Source organism: Micromonospora chersina (assembly GCF_900091475.1).
Lineage (GTDB): Bacteria > Actinomycetota > Actinomycetes > Mycobacteriales > Micromonosporaceae > Micromonospora > Micromonospora chersina.
Genome location: NZ_FMIB01000002.1, coordinates 3,941,551 through 3,955,880, shown reverse-complemented (window position 1 = coordinate 3,955,880; position 14,330 = coordinate 3,941,551). Strand labels below are relative to the sequence as shown.

At 72.7% G+C, this 14,330-nt stretch carries 14 protein-coding genes; 10 read left to right on the top strand and 4 right to left on the bottom strand.

Features of this window, described 5'->3' with window-relative positions:
• Positions 1-74 precede the first annotated feature (74 nt).
• On the top strand, positions 75-1,667 hold the full coding sequence (locus GA0070603_RS18320; protein WP_091315484.1) for an ABC transporter permease: 1,593 nt from the start codon (positions 75-77) through the stop codon (positions 1,665-1,667).
• An 88-nt stretch (positions 1,668-1,755) separates the two neighbouring features.
• Here GA0070603_RS18320 and GA0070603_RS18315 read toward each other — a convergent pair whose 3' ends face one another.
• Positions 1,756-2,088: an STAS domain-containing protein gene (locus tag GA0070603_RS18315; protein ID WP_091261368.1), complete on the bottom strand. Its 333-nt coding sequence runs from the start codon at positions 2,086-2,088 to the stop codon at positions 1,756-1,758.
• A gap of 151 nt (positions 2,089-2,239) precedes the next feature.
• Between GA0070603_RS18315 and hemL the strand changes: the two genes are divergently transcribed.
• From hemL to ccsB, 6 genes are read left to right on the top strand one after another with little or no spacing between them, the layout of a single operon-like run.
• A complete protein-coding gene (gene hemL / locus GA0070603_RS18310; protein ID WP_091315481.1) occupies positions 2,240-3,577 on the top strand; it encodes a glutamate-1-semialdehyde 2,1-aminomutase in 1,338 nt (445 codons plus the stop codon).
• A 5-nt stretch (positions 3,578-3,582) separates the two neighbouring features.
• Positions 3,583-4,230: a histidine phosphatase family protein gene (locus GA0070603_RS18305; RefSeq protein ID WP_091315477.1), complete on the top strand. Its 648-nt coding sequence runs from the start codon at positions 3,583-3,585 to the stop codon at positions 4,228-4,230.
• Positions 4,230-4,802 carry a TlpA family protein disulfide reductase gene (locus GA0070603_RS18300; RefSeq protein ID WP_091315474.1) on the top strand — a complete coding sequence of 191 codons (573 nt, stop codon included), beginning with the start codon at positions 4,230-4,232 and terminating at the stop codon, positions 4,800-4,802. The genes GA0070603_RS18305 and GA0070603_RS18300 overlap by 1 nt, the downstream gene beginning before the upstream one ends.
• Positions 4,802-5,662: a cytochrome c biogenesis CcdA family protein gene (locus GA0070603_RS18295; RefSeq protein ID WP_091315470.1), complete on the top strand. Its 861-nt coding sequence runs from the start codon at positions 4,802-4,804 to the stop codon at positions 5,660-5,662. Before GA0070603_RS18300 ends, GA0070603_RS18295 begins: the two co-directional genes overlap by 1 nt.
• Complete coding sequence (locus GA0070603_RS18290; protein ID WP_091315467.1) at positions 5,662-7,281, top strand: cytochrome c biogenesis protein ResB; 1,620 nt, start codon at positions 5,662-5,664, stop codon at positions 7,279-7,281. Before GA0070603_RS18295 ends, GA0070603_RS18290 begins: the two co-directional genes overlap by 1 nt.
• Positions 7,281-8,255, top strand: a complete 975-nt coding sequence (gene ccsB / locus GA0070603_RS18285) for a c-type cytochrome biogenesis protein CcsB (RefSeq protein WP_091315464.1) — start codon at positions 7,281-7,283, stop codon at positions 8,253-8,255. Before GA0070603_RS18290 ends, ccsB begins: the two co-directional genes overlap by 1 nt.
• A gap of 57 nt (positions 8,256-8,312) precedes the next feature.
• On the opposite strand, the gene GA0070603_RS18280 is transcribed toward ccsB, so the two are convergent.
• Positions 8,313-9,680 carry a hypothetical protein gene (locus GA0070603_RS18280; protein ID WP_139131894.1) on the bottom strand — a complete coding sequence of 456 codons (1,368 nt, stop codon included), beginning with the start codon at positions 9,678-9,680 and terminating at the stop codon, positions 8,313-8,315.
• A 156-nt stretch (positions 9,681-9,836) separates the two neighbouring features.
• Positions 9,837-10,307 (bottom strand): MarR family winged helix-turn-helix transcriptional regulator, encoded by a 471-nt coding sequence (locus GA0070603_RS18275; protein ID WP_091315459.1) that lies wholly within the window; start codon positions 10,305-10,307, stop codon positions 9,837-9,839.
• Positions 10,308-10,371: 64 nt separating this feature from the next.
• On the opposite strand from GA0070603_RS18275, the gene GA0070603_RS18270 reads away from it, so the two are divergent.
• Positions 10,372-10,932 (top strand): carboxymuconolactone decarboxylase family protein, encoded by a 561-nt coding sequence (locus GA0070603_RS18270; protein ID WP_091315456.1) that lies wholly within the window; start codon positions 10,372-10,374, stop codon positions 10,930-10,932.
• A 7-nt stretch (positions 10,933-10,939) separates the two neighbouring features.
• Here the strand turns inward: GA0070603_RS18270 and GA0070603_RS18265 are convergent, their stop codons facing one another.
• Entirely contained in the window at positions 10,940-11,812 is an 873-nt protein-coding gene (locus GA0070603_RS18265) for an alpha/beta fold hydrolase (protein ID WP_091315453.1), read from the bottom strand.
• A gap of 143 nt (positions 11,813-11,955) precedes the next feature.
• On the opposite strand from GA0070603_RS18265, the gene GA0070603_RS18260 reads away from it, so the two are divergent.
• Together GA0070603_RS18260 and mqnP are read left to right on the top strand one after the other, a co-directional pair.
• Positions 11,956-13,416, top strand: coding sequence for a menaquinone biosynthesis decarboxylase (locus tag GA0070603_RS18260; RefSeq protein WP_091315448.1), 1,461 nt, complete (start codon positions 11,956-11,958; stop codon positions 13,414-13,416).
• The gene (gene mqnP, locus GA0070603_RS18255; protein WP_091315444.1) at positions 13,416-14,327 is read left to right on the top strand and encodes a menaquinone biosynthesis prenyltransferase MqnP; all 912 of its coding nucleotides are present in this window, start codon (positions 13,416-13,418) and stop codon (positions 14,325-14,327) included. The genes GA0070603_RS18260 and mqnP overlap by 1 nt, the downstream gene beginning before the upstream one ends.
• Positions 14,328-14,330: the final 3 nt, after the last annotated feature.

The window sequence follows — 14,330 nt, the reverse complement described above, 5'->3', positions numbered from 1 at the left end:
GAGCGTCAGCGAGCGAATCATCAGTACAGCGCGGTGGAGCCTCGTGCGGCCGCCGAGCGAAGCGAGGTGGTCGCATGAGCACCCTGACGGGCACCCGCCATCTGGTCCGGCTCGTCCTGCGGCGGGACCGCCTCGTGCTGCCGCTCTGGGTGCTGGTCCTCGCCGTGCTGCCCATGACGTACGCGACAAGCTTCTTCGAACTGTTCCCGACCGACGCCGAGCGGGCCGCGTACGCCGCCGGCACCGCCCGCAACCCCTCGATCGTCGCGCTGCTCGGCCCGGTCTACGGGGAGAGCGTCGGCGCGCTGACCGCCCAGCGCGGCGGCTTCCTGCTGGTCATCGTGGCGCTGGCCAGCCTCCTCACGGTCATCCGGCACACCCGCGTCGAGGAGGAGGCCGGCCGGCGGGAACTGCTCGGCGGCGGGGTCCTCGGCCGGCACGCCGGGCTGACCGCCGCGCTACTCGTCACGTACGCGGCCGACCTGCTGCTCGGCCTGCTCACGGCGGCCGGGCTGGCCTCCACGGGGCTGCCGGCCGCCGGCTCGTACGCGTACGGCCTCGGCACCGCCCTGACCGGCGTGGTCTTCGCCACCCTCGGCGGGCTGGCCGCCCAGCTCACCGAGACCGCGGGCGGGGCACGGGGCATCGGGATCGCCGTCCTCGGCGCCTCGTTCGCGCTGCGGATGGTGGGGGACACCGCCGGCAACGACTGGCCGAGCTGGCTCTCCCCGCTGGGCTGGGCCCCCCGGATCCGCCCGTACGAGGGGGAGCGCTGGTGGGTGCCGGCGCTGCCGCTCGTCGCGTCGGCGCTGCTCGCCGCGGTCGCGTACCCCGTCTCGGTGCGCCGTGACCTGGGCGCCGGGGTGCTGCCGCCGCGGCTCGGGCCGGCCACCGCGGGCCGGGGGCTTGCCGGCCCGTTCGGGCTGGCCTGGCGGCTGCACCGGGGGCAGATCCTCTGGTGGTCGGTCGGCTTCGGCCTGCTCGGGCTGATCCTCGGGGGCGCCGCGGAGGCGGCCGGCCGCTCGGTCGAGGGGAACCCGCAGCTGGAGCAGATCATGGCCCGGATCGGTGGGGCTTCCGGCCTGGCCGACGCCTACCTGGGCGCCACGCTCAGCCTGGCCGGGCTGGCGGCGGCCGGCTACGGCATCCAGGCCGCGCTGCGGATGCGCGCCGAGGAGTCCGCTGGGCACGCCGAACCGGTGCTCGCCACCGGCACGCACCGCTCCACCTGGCTGCTGTCGCACGTGGTGTTCGCGCTTGTCGGTCCGGTGGTGGTGCTCGCCGTGACCGGCCTGGCCACCGGCCTGACGTACGGCCTCAGCGTGGAGGACGTGCCCCGGGAGCTGCCCCGGATGCTCGGCGCCGGGCTGGCCCAGGTGCCCGCCGCCTGGGTGCTGGCCGGCCTCGCGGTGCTGCTCTACGGCCTGCTGCCGAGGCTCGCCCCGGTGGCCTGGGCGGTGCTGGCGGTCTGCGTGCTGCTCGGCCAACTGGGCGCGGTGCTCGACCTGGACCAGTGGCTGCTCGACCTCTCCCCGTTCACGCACACCCCACAGGTCCTCCGCGACACCTGGAGCGCAACCCCCCTGTGGGCCCTCGCAGCCGTGGCCCTGACCCTGGCGACGGCCGGCCTAACGGCCTTCCGCCGCCGCGACGTCCCCGTCACCTGATCCCTCGACCCAGTTGATCATGAGGTTGGCGGCGCCTGTGGAGATCCACATCGCCGCCAACTTCATGATCAACGCGGGACGGCGGGGGTCAGGGGGCTGTTTCGTTGCGGATCATCAGGGCGCTGCGCAGGCCGGTGATGTCCAGGACGCGCAGGAGGAAGTCGCCGACGTTGCTCAGGACCAGCAGGCTCTGCGCGTGGCTGGCCTTGCGGCTGAGCACCACGAGGGTGCCGAGGCCCTGGGAGTCACAGAAGGTGACCCCGCCCAGGTCGAGGACGATGCGCGGCGGAGGGTCGGCCAGCACCTCGTTGACGACTGTCGACAGCTGGGCGGCCGTGAGCATGTCGATCTCACCGGCGAGGCGAAGCACGGCTTCGTCACCCGTCCGGTGTAGCGTGATGGACAGTTCGGCACGATCCACCCGGTCAGCCTATCGCGATCTCGACCAACGGGCCCGTCGAGGCGACCCGCCGGTCGGTGAGCCGCGCCGAACGGACGAGGCGTGAGCCCGGTAACCCCCGGTGCGGGGTGCCTGCCGATCAGCCGCCCGGCGCTGACACAATGGCGGCATCGTGAGCGACACCTTTTCCGCCGGATCCGGCCGCTACCCGGCCGACGCCCCGGCCTCCGAGGCCCTGTTCGACCGCGCCAAGGCCATCGTGCCCGGCGGGGTCAACTCCCCCGTGCGCGCGTTCCGTGCCGTCGGCGGCACCCCGCGCTTCATGGTCCGGGGGGAGGGTCCCTGGCTCTTCGACGCCGACGGTCGCCGCTACGTCGACCTGGTCTGCTCCTGGGGGCCGCTGATCCTCGGCCACGCCCACCCCGCGGTGGTCGAGGCGCTGCGCGAGGCCGCCGCGCTCGGCACCAGCTTCGGCACGCCGACCCCGGGCGAGGTCGACCTGGCCGCGGAGATCGTCGCGCGCACCCCGGTGGAGCAGGTCCGCCTGGTCAACTCGGGCACCGAGGCCACCATGTCGGCGATCCGGCTGGCCCGCGGCTTCACCGGCCGCGCCAAGATCATCAAGTTCTCCGGCTGCTACCACGGCCACTCCGACGCGCTGCTGGCCGCCGCCGGCTCCGGCGTGGCCACCTTCGGCCTGCCCGACTCGCCCGGCGTGACCGGGGCGGCCGCCGGCGACACCATCGTGCTGCCGTACAACGACCTGCGCGCGGTCGAGGAGGCCTTCGCGGCCGAGGGCCCGCACATCGCGGCGGTCATCACCGAGGCGGCCGCCGGCAACATGGGCGTGATCGCCCCGCGCGACGACTTCAACCAGCAGCTCGCCCGGATCGCCCACGCGCACGGCGCGCTGCTCATCGTCGACGAGGTGATGACCGGGTTCCGGGTCTCCCGCGCCGGCTGGCACGGCCTCGACCCGTCCGACGCCGACCTGTGGACGTACGGGAAGGTCATGGGCGGTGGGCTGCCCGCCGCGGCGTTCGGCGGGCGCGCGGAGATCATGGCGAAGCTGGCCCCGGCCGGCCCGGTCTACCAGGCCGGCACGCTCTCCGGTAACCCCCTGGCCTGCGCCGCCGGCCTGGCCACGCTCCGGCTGGCCGACGACGCGCTCTACCGCCGGCTCGACGAGACGGCCGCCACGGTGGGCAAGCTCGCCACCGAGGCGCTGGCCGCCGCCGGGGTCCCGCACCGGCTCTCGTACGCCGGCAACATGTTCTCGATCTTCTTCACCGACGCCGACGTGGCGGACTACGACAGCGCCCGCACCCAGCAGGTGCCCGCGTTCAAGGCGTTCTTCCACGCCATGCTCGCCGCCGGCGTCTACCTGCCGCCGAGCGCGTTCGAGTCGTGGTTCGTGTCGGCGGCGATCGACGACGCCGCCCTGGAGCAGATCGCCGCGGCCCTGCCGACGGCGGCGAACGCTGCGGCAGCGGCAGGACACGGGGGGTAGCAATCGTGAGCGAGACGGTGGTCCACGTGCTGCGGCACGGCGAGGTGTACAACCCGGACGGCATCCTCTACGGCCGGCTGCCCGGTTTCCGCCTCTCCGAGTTGGGCGTCCAGATGGCCAAGGCGGCCGCCCAGGCGCTCGCCGAGCGGACCGTGGTGCACGTGGTGGCCAGCCCGCTCGAACGCGCCCAGCAGACCGCCGAGCCGATCGCGGCGCAGTTCGGCCTCCCCGTCGGGGTGGACGAGCGGCTGATCGAGAGCGCGAACTGGTTCGAGGGCAAGAAGGTCTCGCCGGGCGACGGCTCGTTCCGCGACCCGCGCAACTGGTGGGTGCTGCGCGACCCGGTGACGCCGTCCTGGGGTGAGGCCTACCGGGTGATCGCCGAGCGGATGTTCGCCGCCCTGCACGCCGCCCGGATCGCCGCCGAGGGGCGCGAGGCCGTGCTCGTCTCCCACCAGCTGCCCATCTGGACCCTGCGCCGCTACGTCGAGCGCAAGCGGCTCTGGCACGACCCGCGCAAGCGGCAGTGCGGCCTGGCCAGCCTCACCTCGTTCCACTTCGACGGCGCGAAGATCTCCGGCATCGGCTACTCCGAGCCCGCGGCCCACCTGATCGCGATCTCGCCGACCGCTCGGACGGCCAAGGGCGCCTGATGCGCACCCGGAGGCTCGTCGCCGCCCTGCTCGCCGCCGTCACCGCCGGTACGGCGCTGGTCGGCTGCTCCTCCGGCAGCGAGGAGAGCCGCTGCGAGAGCGACGGCGTCACCATCACCTGCGCTCCCGACCAGCGGTCGAAGACCCCGAAGGTGAGCGGTGAGCTGCTCACCGGCGGCAGCTACGACGTCTCCGAGGCCCGTGGCCAGGTGGTCGTGGTCAACTTCTGGGGCTCCTGGTGCGCGCCCTGCCGGGCCGAGGCCGACGACCTGGAGGCCACCTACCAGGCCACCAAGGCGTCCGGGGTGACCTTCCTCGGCATCAACGTGCAGGACAGCAAGGACAAGGCGATCGCGTTCGAGGAGGGCCGGGCCACCTACCCGAGCCTCTTCGACCCGGCCAGCCGGCAGGCGCTGAACTTCGACATCCCGCCCAACACCACCCCGGCGACTGTCGTCCTGGACCGGGAGGGCCGGGTCGCGGTGGTGATCCGCCGAGCCGTCACCCGGGACGAGCTGCAACCCGTCGTCGAACGGGTCGCGGCCGAGCAGCCCGCCACCGGATCACGCTGATGGGCGAGACGTTCCGCCAGCTCGCCGAATCCGGCCCGCTGCTGCTGGCCGTCGGGGCCGCGGCCCTCGCCGGGCTGGTCAGCTTCCTCTCCCCGTGCGTGCTGCCGCTGATGCCCGGCTACCTGTCGTACGTCACCGGGCTGGCCGGGGCGGACCTGGAGGGTCGGAGTGCAAGGAAGGGCCCCCTCTTAACGCCTCCGGTAGAGGAGGGGTCCCCTGTTAACACCTCCGGCGGCACGGGCGTCGCCGTGGCGGCACCGGCCACCCGGTCGGCGGTCGCCGTCAAGGGGCGGGTGCTGGCCGGCACGCTGCTCTTCATCGCCGGCTTCACCGCCGTGTTCGTCGCCACCGCGATCCTCTTCTCCGGTGTCGGCAAGCTCCTCTTCCAGTACGAGCGCACGCTGGAGATCGTCATCGGCGCGCTCGTGGTGGTGCTCGGCCTCGGCTACCTCGGCGTGATCCCCGGCATGCAGCGCGAGTTCCGTATCCGGCGGCTGCCCGCCGCGGGGCTGCTCGGCGCCCCCGTCCTCGGCGCGGTCTTCGCGCTCAGCTGGCTGCCGTGCACCGGGCCGACGCTCGGCGCGGTGCTCGGCATGGCGACAGTCGACGGGCGGACCGACCGGGCCGTGCTGCTCGCCGTGGCGTACTGCCTCGGGCTGGGGGTACCGTTCGTCGTCTTCGGGCTGGGCTTCCACCGCCTGCTCGGGGTGTTCCGCGCCGTCCGGCGCAACAGCCGCTGGGTCACCCGCATCGGCGGCGCGCTGCTGATCCTGATCGGCGTGGCGCTGGTCACCGGTGGCTGGCAGGACTTCGTGATCTGGTTGCAGACGCACGTGGGCGTGGGCGAGGTGAGCATCTGATGACGAGCGTGGACGACCGGCCGGCCGCCCCGCCCGCCGGCGCGCCCCGGCGCCGGGTCAATCCGGTGCTGGCCCTGCTGCGCAACTCGTGGCGGCAGCTCACCAGCATGCGTACGGCGCTGATCCTGCTCTTCCTGCTCGCGATCGCCGCCATCCCGGGCTCGGTGCTGCCCCAGCGCGGGGTCAACCCGGAGAAGGTCAACCAGTACTTCGTCGACCACCCCGACCTGGCGCCCCGGCTCGACCAGATCGGCATGTTCGAGGTCTTCGGCTCGGTCTGGTTCTCCGCGATCTACCTGCTGCTGTTCACCTCGCTGGTCGGCTGCATCCTGCCCCGGGCCCGCGACCACGTCCGCGCCCTGCGGATGCGGCCGCCGGCCGCCCCGAAGCGCCTGGAACGGCTGCCGCAGCACGCGGTGCTGGAGGCGCCGGCCGCCGCCGACCCCGAGGCGATCGCCGCGGTGCTGCGCCGGCGCCGCTGGCGGGTCACCGTCCGCGGCAACGAGGTCTCCGCCGAGAAGGGCTACCTCAAGGAGACCGGCAACCTGCTCTTCCACGTCTCGCTTGTCGCCGTCCTGCTGGGGGTCGCGCTCGGCTCCTGGTACGGCTGGCACGGCAACCGGATCCTGGTGTCGGGCGCGGACAACGCCTTCTGCAACACCCGCCAGCAGTACGCCGAGGCGTCGCTCGGCCCGCGGGTGGACAGCGCGGACCTGCCGTCGTTCTGCCTCACGCTGGAGAAGTTCGAGGCGGACTACCTGCCGTCCGGCCAGGCGTCCCGCTACTGGGCCACCGTCAAGGTGGACGAGCCGGACGGTTCGGAGCGGACCGCCGGCTTCTCGGTCAACTCACCGCTGCGGCTCGGCTCGGCAAACGTCTACCTGCTCGGCAACGGGTACGCGCCGATCCTCCGGTACACCGACAAGTACGGCCGCACCCAGACCAGCACGGCGCCGTTCCTGCGCACCGGCGACCAGAACGGCACCGAGGAGGGCGTCGCCCTCTTCCCCGACGCGAACGTCGACCCGAAGACCGGGAAGCGCAACCCCGACCAGCAGGTCGCCTTCGACGGGCTCTACCTGCCCACCGCCCCGGACACCGCGCCGTTCGTCTCGTCCCAGTTCCCCGAGGAGCGGAACCCGGCGGTGGTGCTTGCCGCGTACCGGGGCAACCTGGGGCTGGACGCCGGCATCCCCGGCTCGGTCTACCAGCTCGACAAGCGGCAGCTCGGCAACGGCAAGCTGAAGCAGATCGGCGACAAGAAGCTCAGCCTCGGCGAGACGTGGAAGCTGGACGACGGCAGCACGCTGGAGTTCGTCGGCACCCAGCCGTACATCACCATCGCGGTCCGGCACGCCCCCGGCCAGACCATGATGCTTGTCGCCTGCGTGACGCTGCTGCTCGGCCTCATGGGCTCGCTCTTCGGCCGGCGGCGCCGGGTCTGGTTCCGGGTGACGCCCCCGGACGGTGGATCTCCGACGAGCGGTAGTAGCTTGGTGGAGGCCGGTGGGCTGCCGCGCACCGAGCACCCGGGCTTCGCCCCCGAGTTCGCACAGCTCGTCGCCGCGGTCAGCGACGGCGAGCGGGACGACCGGCGGGCGCGAGAAGGAGACGAGTGATGTCCGCACTCTCCGACCAGCTGGTCACGTTCGCGATCCTGGCGTACCTGGTCGCGATGATCAGCCACGCCGTCGAGTACGCCCTGGGCAACGCCCGGAAGGTGCCGGCGGCCGCCCCGGCCCGGGAGCTGGTCGGCGCCGGCGCCGGCGGCCCCGGCGGGACCGTCGAGGAGCCGGCCACCCCCGCCCCGACCCGGCCCCACCGCTCCGCCGCCCGGGCCGCCCTCGCCGGGCGGATCGCCGCCTGGATCACCGTGCTGGCCGCCGCACTGCACCTGGGCGCGGTGGTCACCCGGGGCATCGCCGCCGAGCGGATGCCCTGGGGCAACATGTACGAGTTCGTGCTGACGGTCACCTGGATCGGGGCTGCGGCCTGGCTCGCGGTGCTCTGGAAGCAGCCGTCGTTGCGCCGGCTCGGGCTGTTCCTGACCCTCGTCATGGTGCTGCTGCTGGCGTTCGCCGAGCTGAAGCTCTACGTGCAGGTCGTGCCGCTGATGCCGGCGCTCCAGTCGTACTGGTTCATCATCCACGTGTCGACGATCATCTTCGCCTCGGGCATCTTCCTGCTGGGCGTGGTGCCGGCCGTGGCGTACCTGATGCGGTCCGGCTGGGAGCAGGGCAAGCGGAGCTTCCCGTACACCCTGGCCCGGCGGCTGCCGGCGGCGGCCGGCCTGGAGCGGCTGACCTTCACCCTCCACGCCTTCGCCTTCCCGATCTTCACCTTCGCGGTGATCGCCGGGGCGATCTGGGCCGAGGCGGCCTGGGGTCGCGCCTGGGGCTGGGACCCGAAGGAGACCTGGGCGTTCATCTCCTGGGTGGTCTACGCGGGCTACCTGCACGCCCGGGCCACCCCGAGCGTCAGGCGCAACGTGGCCACCTGGATCGCTGTGGTGGGCTTCCTGACCATGCTGATGAACCTGTTCGGGGTCAACTTCTTCTTCACCGGCCTGCACTCCTACGCCGGCGTCAACTGAGCCGTCCGCGCCGACCGCCGGGAGCCGCGTGGCTCCCGGCGGTCGCGCGTTTCCGGGTCAGCTCATTGTCACCGGGGCGGCGTCGTTCGCCGGGTTGTCATCCACCCGGGGGTAGTCGTCCGCGCGGCGGACCTCGCCGGGGGCCCCGAGCGGGCCGTCAACCCGCAGGTCGAAGTCGAGGAGCCAGGTCTCGCCCGCCGGGAAGACGCCACCGGGCCTGGTGCAGTACCAGCCGCTCGGCACCGTCTCCTCGGTGGCCTCCTCGTCGCCCCCGATCGGCCAGCAGCCCGACGGGGACCTGGTCACCGCCGTGCCGGCCGGCGGCGTGAAGACGAGCCGCGCCGCGCTGTCACCAGACACCGTGCCGTCCGGCACGCCGGGGCCGTCGTTGCGCAGCCCGACCTGGACCTGGACGGTGTCGCCGGGCACACCGGTGGCCGCCGCCCCCAGGGCGACGACGTCGTACGCCCCATGGATCGCCCGCAGGAAGTACTGGCCGGACGGGGACTGGTGCTCGGGACCGATCACGTCCATGGGGTCGCCGACCTGGCGCAGCCGCAGCGGCTCGTCGGCGTCCCGCTTGCCGAACGTCACGCCGGTGGGCAGCGGCCCCGCGGTGACGGTGGGCGCCACGCTCTGCATGATCCGCTTGTCGCCGATCGCGGCCGCCCCGACGGTGGTGACGAACCCGCCCGGCACCTCGTAGCGGCGGCCGGGGATGAGCTGGTCGCCGATGGTGCAGACAACGACGGTGCTCAGCTGGTCGCCGGCGCCGTACCGACAGTTGCGGTAGGCGGCGGGTTCCAGCCCCACCGGGAAGCGCAGGGTGATCCGCAGGCCGTCCACCGCCTGGTCGCCGGAGCTCACCAACGCCACCGGCATGGCGAGCCGGTCGCCGGTGCCGGCGTTGTCGACGTACCGGTCGACCAGGTCGATCGCGTCCGGTCCGGCGTGCACCGTCACGGTCGCCTGCTGTGCCCAGCCGTCGAGGCCGTCGGCCAGGGTGGTGTAGCTGATGGTGCCGCTGGCTCCGTCGGCGGCCCCCGGGGCGGCTCGGAGGACGATCGGCATCGTTCCGTTGACCGTGTCCCACTCGTCCGTGGTGGCGTCCGGGGGCATCGGGCAGGTGACCGAGTTGGCGTCGATGACGCACCAGTCCGGGAAGGTGGCGGTGGCGACGCCGGCCAGGCCGGCCAGGTCGAACGTGGTCCGCGGGTGGAGGGCGTCGGTGCTGCTGCTGATGGAGAGGGCGGCGGTGCGGGCGGGTGCGCCCGCCGTGCCGACGGAGGTGTCGCCAAGCCAGCCGCTCACCCAGCCAGGGCCGGTGTCGGCCGACGCAGGGGTGGGTAGGGCGGTGACCGCGCCCAGCGTGGCCATCGCGACGGCGCCGGCCTGGATCGCGCGAGACGCGCGCAGTGATCTCATCGAACTCCTCGAAGGAAGGTGGGCCGTCCGGGCTGGTCGGCCGGACGGCGCGCTGATCCTATGGAGATGAGCCGACGAAAGTTGCCCGGGTCTACGGCCTTCGCCGGCCCAGCAGATCGACGACCCGGAGGGTCACCTGCATCGTGCGACTGTGCGTCATCCGCCGAACCAGCCGGGGACGTCGAGGCGGAAGACGTCGGACGGGACCATGCGGCGCAGGTCGTCCTCCATGGCCGCGACCCGGTCCGCGCCCAGGGTCGCCGCCCAGCGGTCGCGCAGTTCGTCGAAGAGGATCGCCGAGCGGCGCAGCCCGTCGTGGCCCTTCGCCGTCATCCGGACCAGCTTGCGCCGGGCGTCGGCGGGGTCGTCGGCGCGTTCCAGGTAGCCGAGCGCGACCAGCCGGTCGACCGTCTTGCCGGCCGCCTGCTTCGAGACGCCCAGGCGCTGGCCCAGGTCGGAGGCGGTGGTGCCGGCCGGGCCGACGGCCTGGAGCACGAAGCCGTGTGCCGGCCGCAGGTCGGGGTGCCCCTGCCCTGCCAGTTCGGCGTGCAGGTCGTCGATGAGAGTGCGGAAGCCGGCGAGCAGGAGCAGCGGGAGCACGAAGCCCGGGCGGTCAGGCGTTGCCATGTTCGACAACCCCGTTTACTATTTCGTCAACCACGTTGACTATCGTACGTGAGGGGTACCTGTCATGTCCCGTCCCGTCTTCACCGCCCACACGCCCGACACCGCGCCCGCCGCCGCCCGTCCCACCATGGCCACCGTCCACCGCAAGCTCGGCCACCTGCCCGGCGCGGTGGCCCTCATGGCCGAGTCACCCGAACTGCTCAAGGGCTTCCTCACCGCCAACGCCGTCTTCGAATCCACCGACCTCGACCCGGTCGCCCGGGAGGTCGTGGTGCTGACCGTGGCCACCCGCAACGAGTGCCACCTCTGCGTGGCAATGCACACCGCGACGCTCACCCGGGCCGGCGTCGCGCCGGAGCTGATCGAGGCGCTCCGGGCCGGCACCGCCCTGCCCGACCCGCGGCTGGAGGCGCTGCGCCGGTTCACCGTCGCCGTCCTCGACCACCGGGGCGCCGTGCCGGACGGCGACCTGGACGCCTTCCTGGCCGCCGGCTGGCAGCCCCGGCACGCGCTGGACGTGGTGCTCGGCGTCGGCACGTACACGATCTCGACCTTCGCCAACCGGCTCACCGACGCCCCGCTCGACCCGCCGCTGGCCGCGTACGCCTGGTCCCCGGCCTCCTGAGGCGGCCTCAGTTCCGCAGGAACGGCAGCAGCAGGTCCGCCAGCTCGGCCGGCCGCTCCTCGAAGAGCCAGTGGCCACAGTCCTCCACCACCTCGCCGGTGACCGTGTCGGCGTACCGGCGGACCTGCTCGGCCACCTGCTCACCGAGGCTGGCCCGGGCGCCGACGGCGAGGACGGGCATCGGCAGCTTCGTCGCCCGGTACGCGGCGTTGTCCGCCACGTCCTGGCCGAACGCCCGGAAGTAGGCGAAGCTCGCCCAGAGGTGGGCCGGATCCCGCAGGTGTCGGGCGTACTCCGCCACCTCCTCCGGACCGATGCTGCCCTTGTTGACCATGATCGAGTCGGTGAACCGGTCCACCCAGAGCGGCTCCCGGCCGGTGACGAGTTGCTCCGGCAGGCCGTTTGTCAGGTTGAAGAAGCCGAAGTTCCACACGGCCGGGCCGGCGGCGGTGAGGGCCGGGATCGCGTAGATGCTCTCGTCGGGGATCGGCGCCTCGGTGAGCGCCAGCCGGGAAACCCGGTCGGGATGGGCGGCGGCGTAGGCGTAGGCGACCATCGTGCCGAGGTCGTGACCGACCAGGCGGATGTCCTCGACCAGGCCGAGCGCGGTCAGCAGCCCGTGCAGGTCGGCGGCGACGTTCTTCTTGTCGTAGCCGTCGGTCGGGGCGTCGCTGTCGCCGAAGCCGCGCAGGTCGGGCGCGACCACCTCGAACGACTCGGCCAGCACCGGCAGCAGGTGCCGCCACATCCGCCAGCACTGCGGGTAGCCGTGCAGCAGCACCAGGGTGGGCCCGCTGCCCCCGCGGACGTGGTTGATCGTGATGTCACCGACCCGGGTCCGCTGCTCGGTGAACCCTGCCGGGACCCGTCCGTCGCCCATCGAAGCCCCCTCTCGTCCGGCGGCTCGACTACCCGGTGCGTGGAGAGCCATGCCGGGCGCCGGGTGCGGTCGCGCGACGCTACGGCTCAGCTCACACCACCCGGCTTGGACGCTGGGAACACCGGTGCGGGAGACTGGCGGGCATGGCGGCTCGTGGCTTCCCGTACACCGATCTCAAGGACTTCCTCGCGGCCCTGGAGGCCGCGGGCGAGCTGCGGCGGGTGGGCGTCCCGGTCGACCCCACGCTGGAGATCAGCGAGGTGGTCACCCGGACCGTCCGCGACGGCGGCCCGGCGCTGCTCTTCGAGCGGCCCACCCGGGGCGAGATGCCGGTGGCGATCAACCTGTTCGGCACCGAGAAGCGGATGGCCATGGCGCTCGGCGTCGACACGCTGGACGAGATCGGCGAGCGGATCGGCGCGATGATCAAGCCGGAGCTGCCGGTCGGCTGGTCCGGCATCCGCGACGGCCTCGGCAAGGTCATGCAGCTCAAGTCGCTGCCGCCGCGCAAGGTCAAGACCGCGCCCTGCCAGCAGGTGGTCTACCGCGGTGACGACGTCGACCTCAACCGGCTGCCCGGCCTCCAGGTCTGGCCCGGCGACGGCGGGATCTTCCACAACTTCGGGTTGACCCACACCAAGCACCCGGAGACCGGCAAGCGCAACCTCGGCCTCTACCGGCTCCAGCAGCACAGCCGGAACACCCTCGGCATGCACTGGCAGATCCACAAGGACTCCACGGCGCACCACGCCGTCGCCGAGCGGCTCGGCCAGCGGCTCCCGGTGGCCATCGCCATCGGCTGCGACCCGGTCGTCTCGTACGCGGCGACCGCGCCGCTCCCCGGCGACATCGACGAGTACCTGTTCGCGGGGTTCCTGCGCGGCGAGCGGGTGGAGATGGTCGACTGCCTCACCGTGCCGTTGCAGGTGCCGGCGCACGCCCAGGTGGTGCTGGAGGGCTACCTGGAGCCGGGGGAGCGGCTGCCCGAGGGCCCGTTCGGCGACCACACCGGCTTCTACACGCCTGTCGAGCCGTTCCCCGTGCTGCACGTCGAGACCATGACCATGCAGCGCGACCCGGTCTACCACTCGATCATCACCTCGAAGCCGCCGCAGGAGGACCACGGCCTCGGCAAGGCCACCGAGCGGATCTTCCTGCCGCTGCTCAAGATGATGATCCCCGACATCGTCGACTACGACCTGCCGGCCGCCGGCGTCTTCCACAACTGCGCGATCGTCTCCATCCGCAAGCGCTACCCGAAGCACGCGCAGAAGGTGATGAACGCGATCTGGGGCGCGCACCTCATGTCGCTCACCAAGCTCATCGTGATCGTCGACGAGGACTGCGACGTGCACGACTACAACGAGGTCGCGTTCCGCGCCTTCGGCAACGTCGACTACGCCCGGGACCTGCTGATCACCGAGGGCCCGGTCGACCACCTGGACCACGCCTCGTACCAGCAGTTCTGGGGTGGCAAGGCGGGCCTCGACGCGACCCGCAAGCTGCCCACCGAGGGCTACACCCGGGGCTGGCCCGAGGAGATGACCATGTCGCCCGAGGTGGTCTCGCTTGTCGACAAGCGCTGGAAGGAGTACGGGATCTGATGGCCGTCACCGAGGCCCCGACGGAACGCCCGGGACGGGTCAAGTCCTTCCTCAAGCTGGTCGCGATCGAGCACTCGGTCTTCGCGCTGCCATTCGCGTACCTGTCGGCGCTGACCGCCATGCGGGTCGACGGCGGGCGGGTGCGCTGGCTCGACCTGCTGCTCATCACCGTGGCGATGGTCGGGGCGCGCACGTTCGCCATGGCCGCCAACCGGATCCTCGACCGGCGGATCGACGCGCGGAACCCGCGTACCGCCAACCGGGAACTGGTGACCGGGGCGGTGAGCGTGCGGACGGCCTGGACCGGCGCGGCCGTCGCGCTGGTGGTCTTCCTGGCCGCCGCCGCCCTGCTCAACCCGCTCTGCCTGGCGCTCGCCCCGCTCGCCGTGGTGCCGCTCGTCGTCTACCCCTACGGGAAGCGGTTCACCAACTGGCCGCACGCCATCCTGGCGATCGCCCAGGCGGTCGGCCCGGTCGGCGCGTGGCTGGCCGTCACCGGCACCCTCGACGGCTCCTGGCCGGCCTGGCTGCTCGGTGCCGCAGTCGGCCTCTGGATCGGCGGCTTCGACCTCATCTACGCCTGCCAGGATTCCGAGATCGACCGGGAGATCGGCGTGCACAGCGTCCCGGCCCGCTACGGCCGGCGCTTCGCGCTGCACGCCTCCACCGTCGCGCACGTGGTGACCTTCGCGCTGTTCATCTGGTTCGGCGCGCTTGTCGGCTTCGGCTGGCTCTGGTGGATCGGCCTGGCGCTCACGGCGGTCGCCTTCGGCTACCAGCACCTCGTGGTCAGCCCGACCGACCTGAGCAAGGTCAACCGGGCGTTCTTCACCGCCAACGGCTTCGTCGGCATCGCGCTGTTCGTCTTCGCCCTGCTGGACCTGGTGGTCCGCCTCGACCTGCGCCCCTGAGCG

Bases quoted from the DNA above. Each gene is read 5' to 3' on its own strand.
- GA0070603_RS18320 (WP_091315484.1), top strand. From the start codon at position 75: ATGAGCACCCTGACGGGCACCCGCCATCTGGTCCGGCTCGTCCTGCGG.
- GA0070603_RS18300 (WP_091315474.1), top strand. From the start codon at position 4,230: ATGCGCACCCGGAGGCTCGTCGCCGCCCTGCTCGCCGCCGTCACCGCC.
- GA0070603_RS18295 (WP_091315470.1), top strand. From the start codon at position 4,802: ATGGGCGAGACGTTCCGCCAGCTCGCCGAATCCGGCCCGCTGCTGCTG.
- GA0070603_RS18290 (WP_091315467.1), top strand. From the start codon at position 5,662: ATGACGAGCGTGGACGACCGGCCGGCCGCCCCGCCCGCCGGCGCGCCC.
- ccsB (WP_091315464.1), top strand. From the start codon at position 7,281: ATGTCCGCACTCTCCGACCAGCTGGTCACGTTCGCGATCCTGGCGTAC.
- GA0070603_RS18280 (WP_139131894.1), bottom strand. From the start codon at position 9,680: ATGAGATCACTGCGCGCGTCTCGCGCGATCCAGGCCGGCGCCGTCGCG.
- GA0070603_RS18275 (WP_091315459.1), bottom strand. From the start codon at position 10,307: ATGGCAACGCCTGACCGCCCGGGCTTCGTGCTCCCGCTGCTCCTGCTC.
- GA0070603_RS18270 (WP_091315456.1), top strand. From the start codon at position 10,372: ATGTCCCGTCCCGTCTTCACCGCCCACACGCCCGACACCGCGCCCGCC.
- GA0070603_RS18265 (WP_091315453.1), bottom strand. From the start codon at position 11,812: ATGGGCGACGGACGGGTCCCGGCAGGGTTCACCGAGCAGCGGACCCGG.
- GA0070603_RS18260 (WP_091315448.1), top strand. From the start codon at position 11,956: ATGGCGGCTCGTGGCTTCCCGTACACCGATCTCAAGGACTTCCTCGCG.
- mqnP (WP_091315444.1), top strand. From the start codon at position 13,416: ATGGCCGTCACCGAGGCCCCGACGGAACGCCCGGGACGGGTCAAGTCC.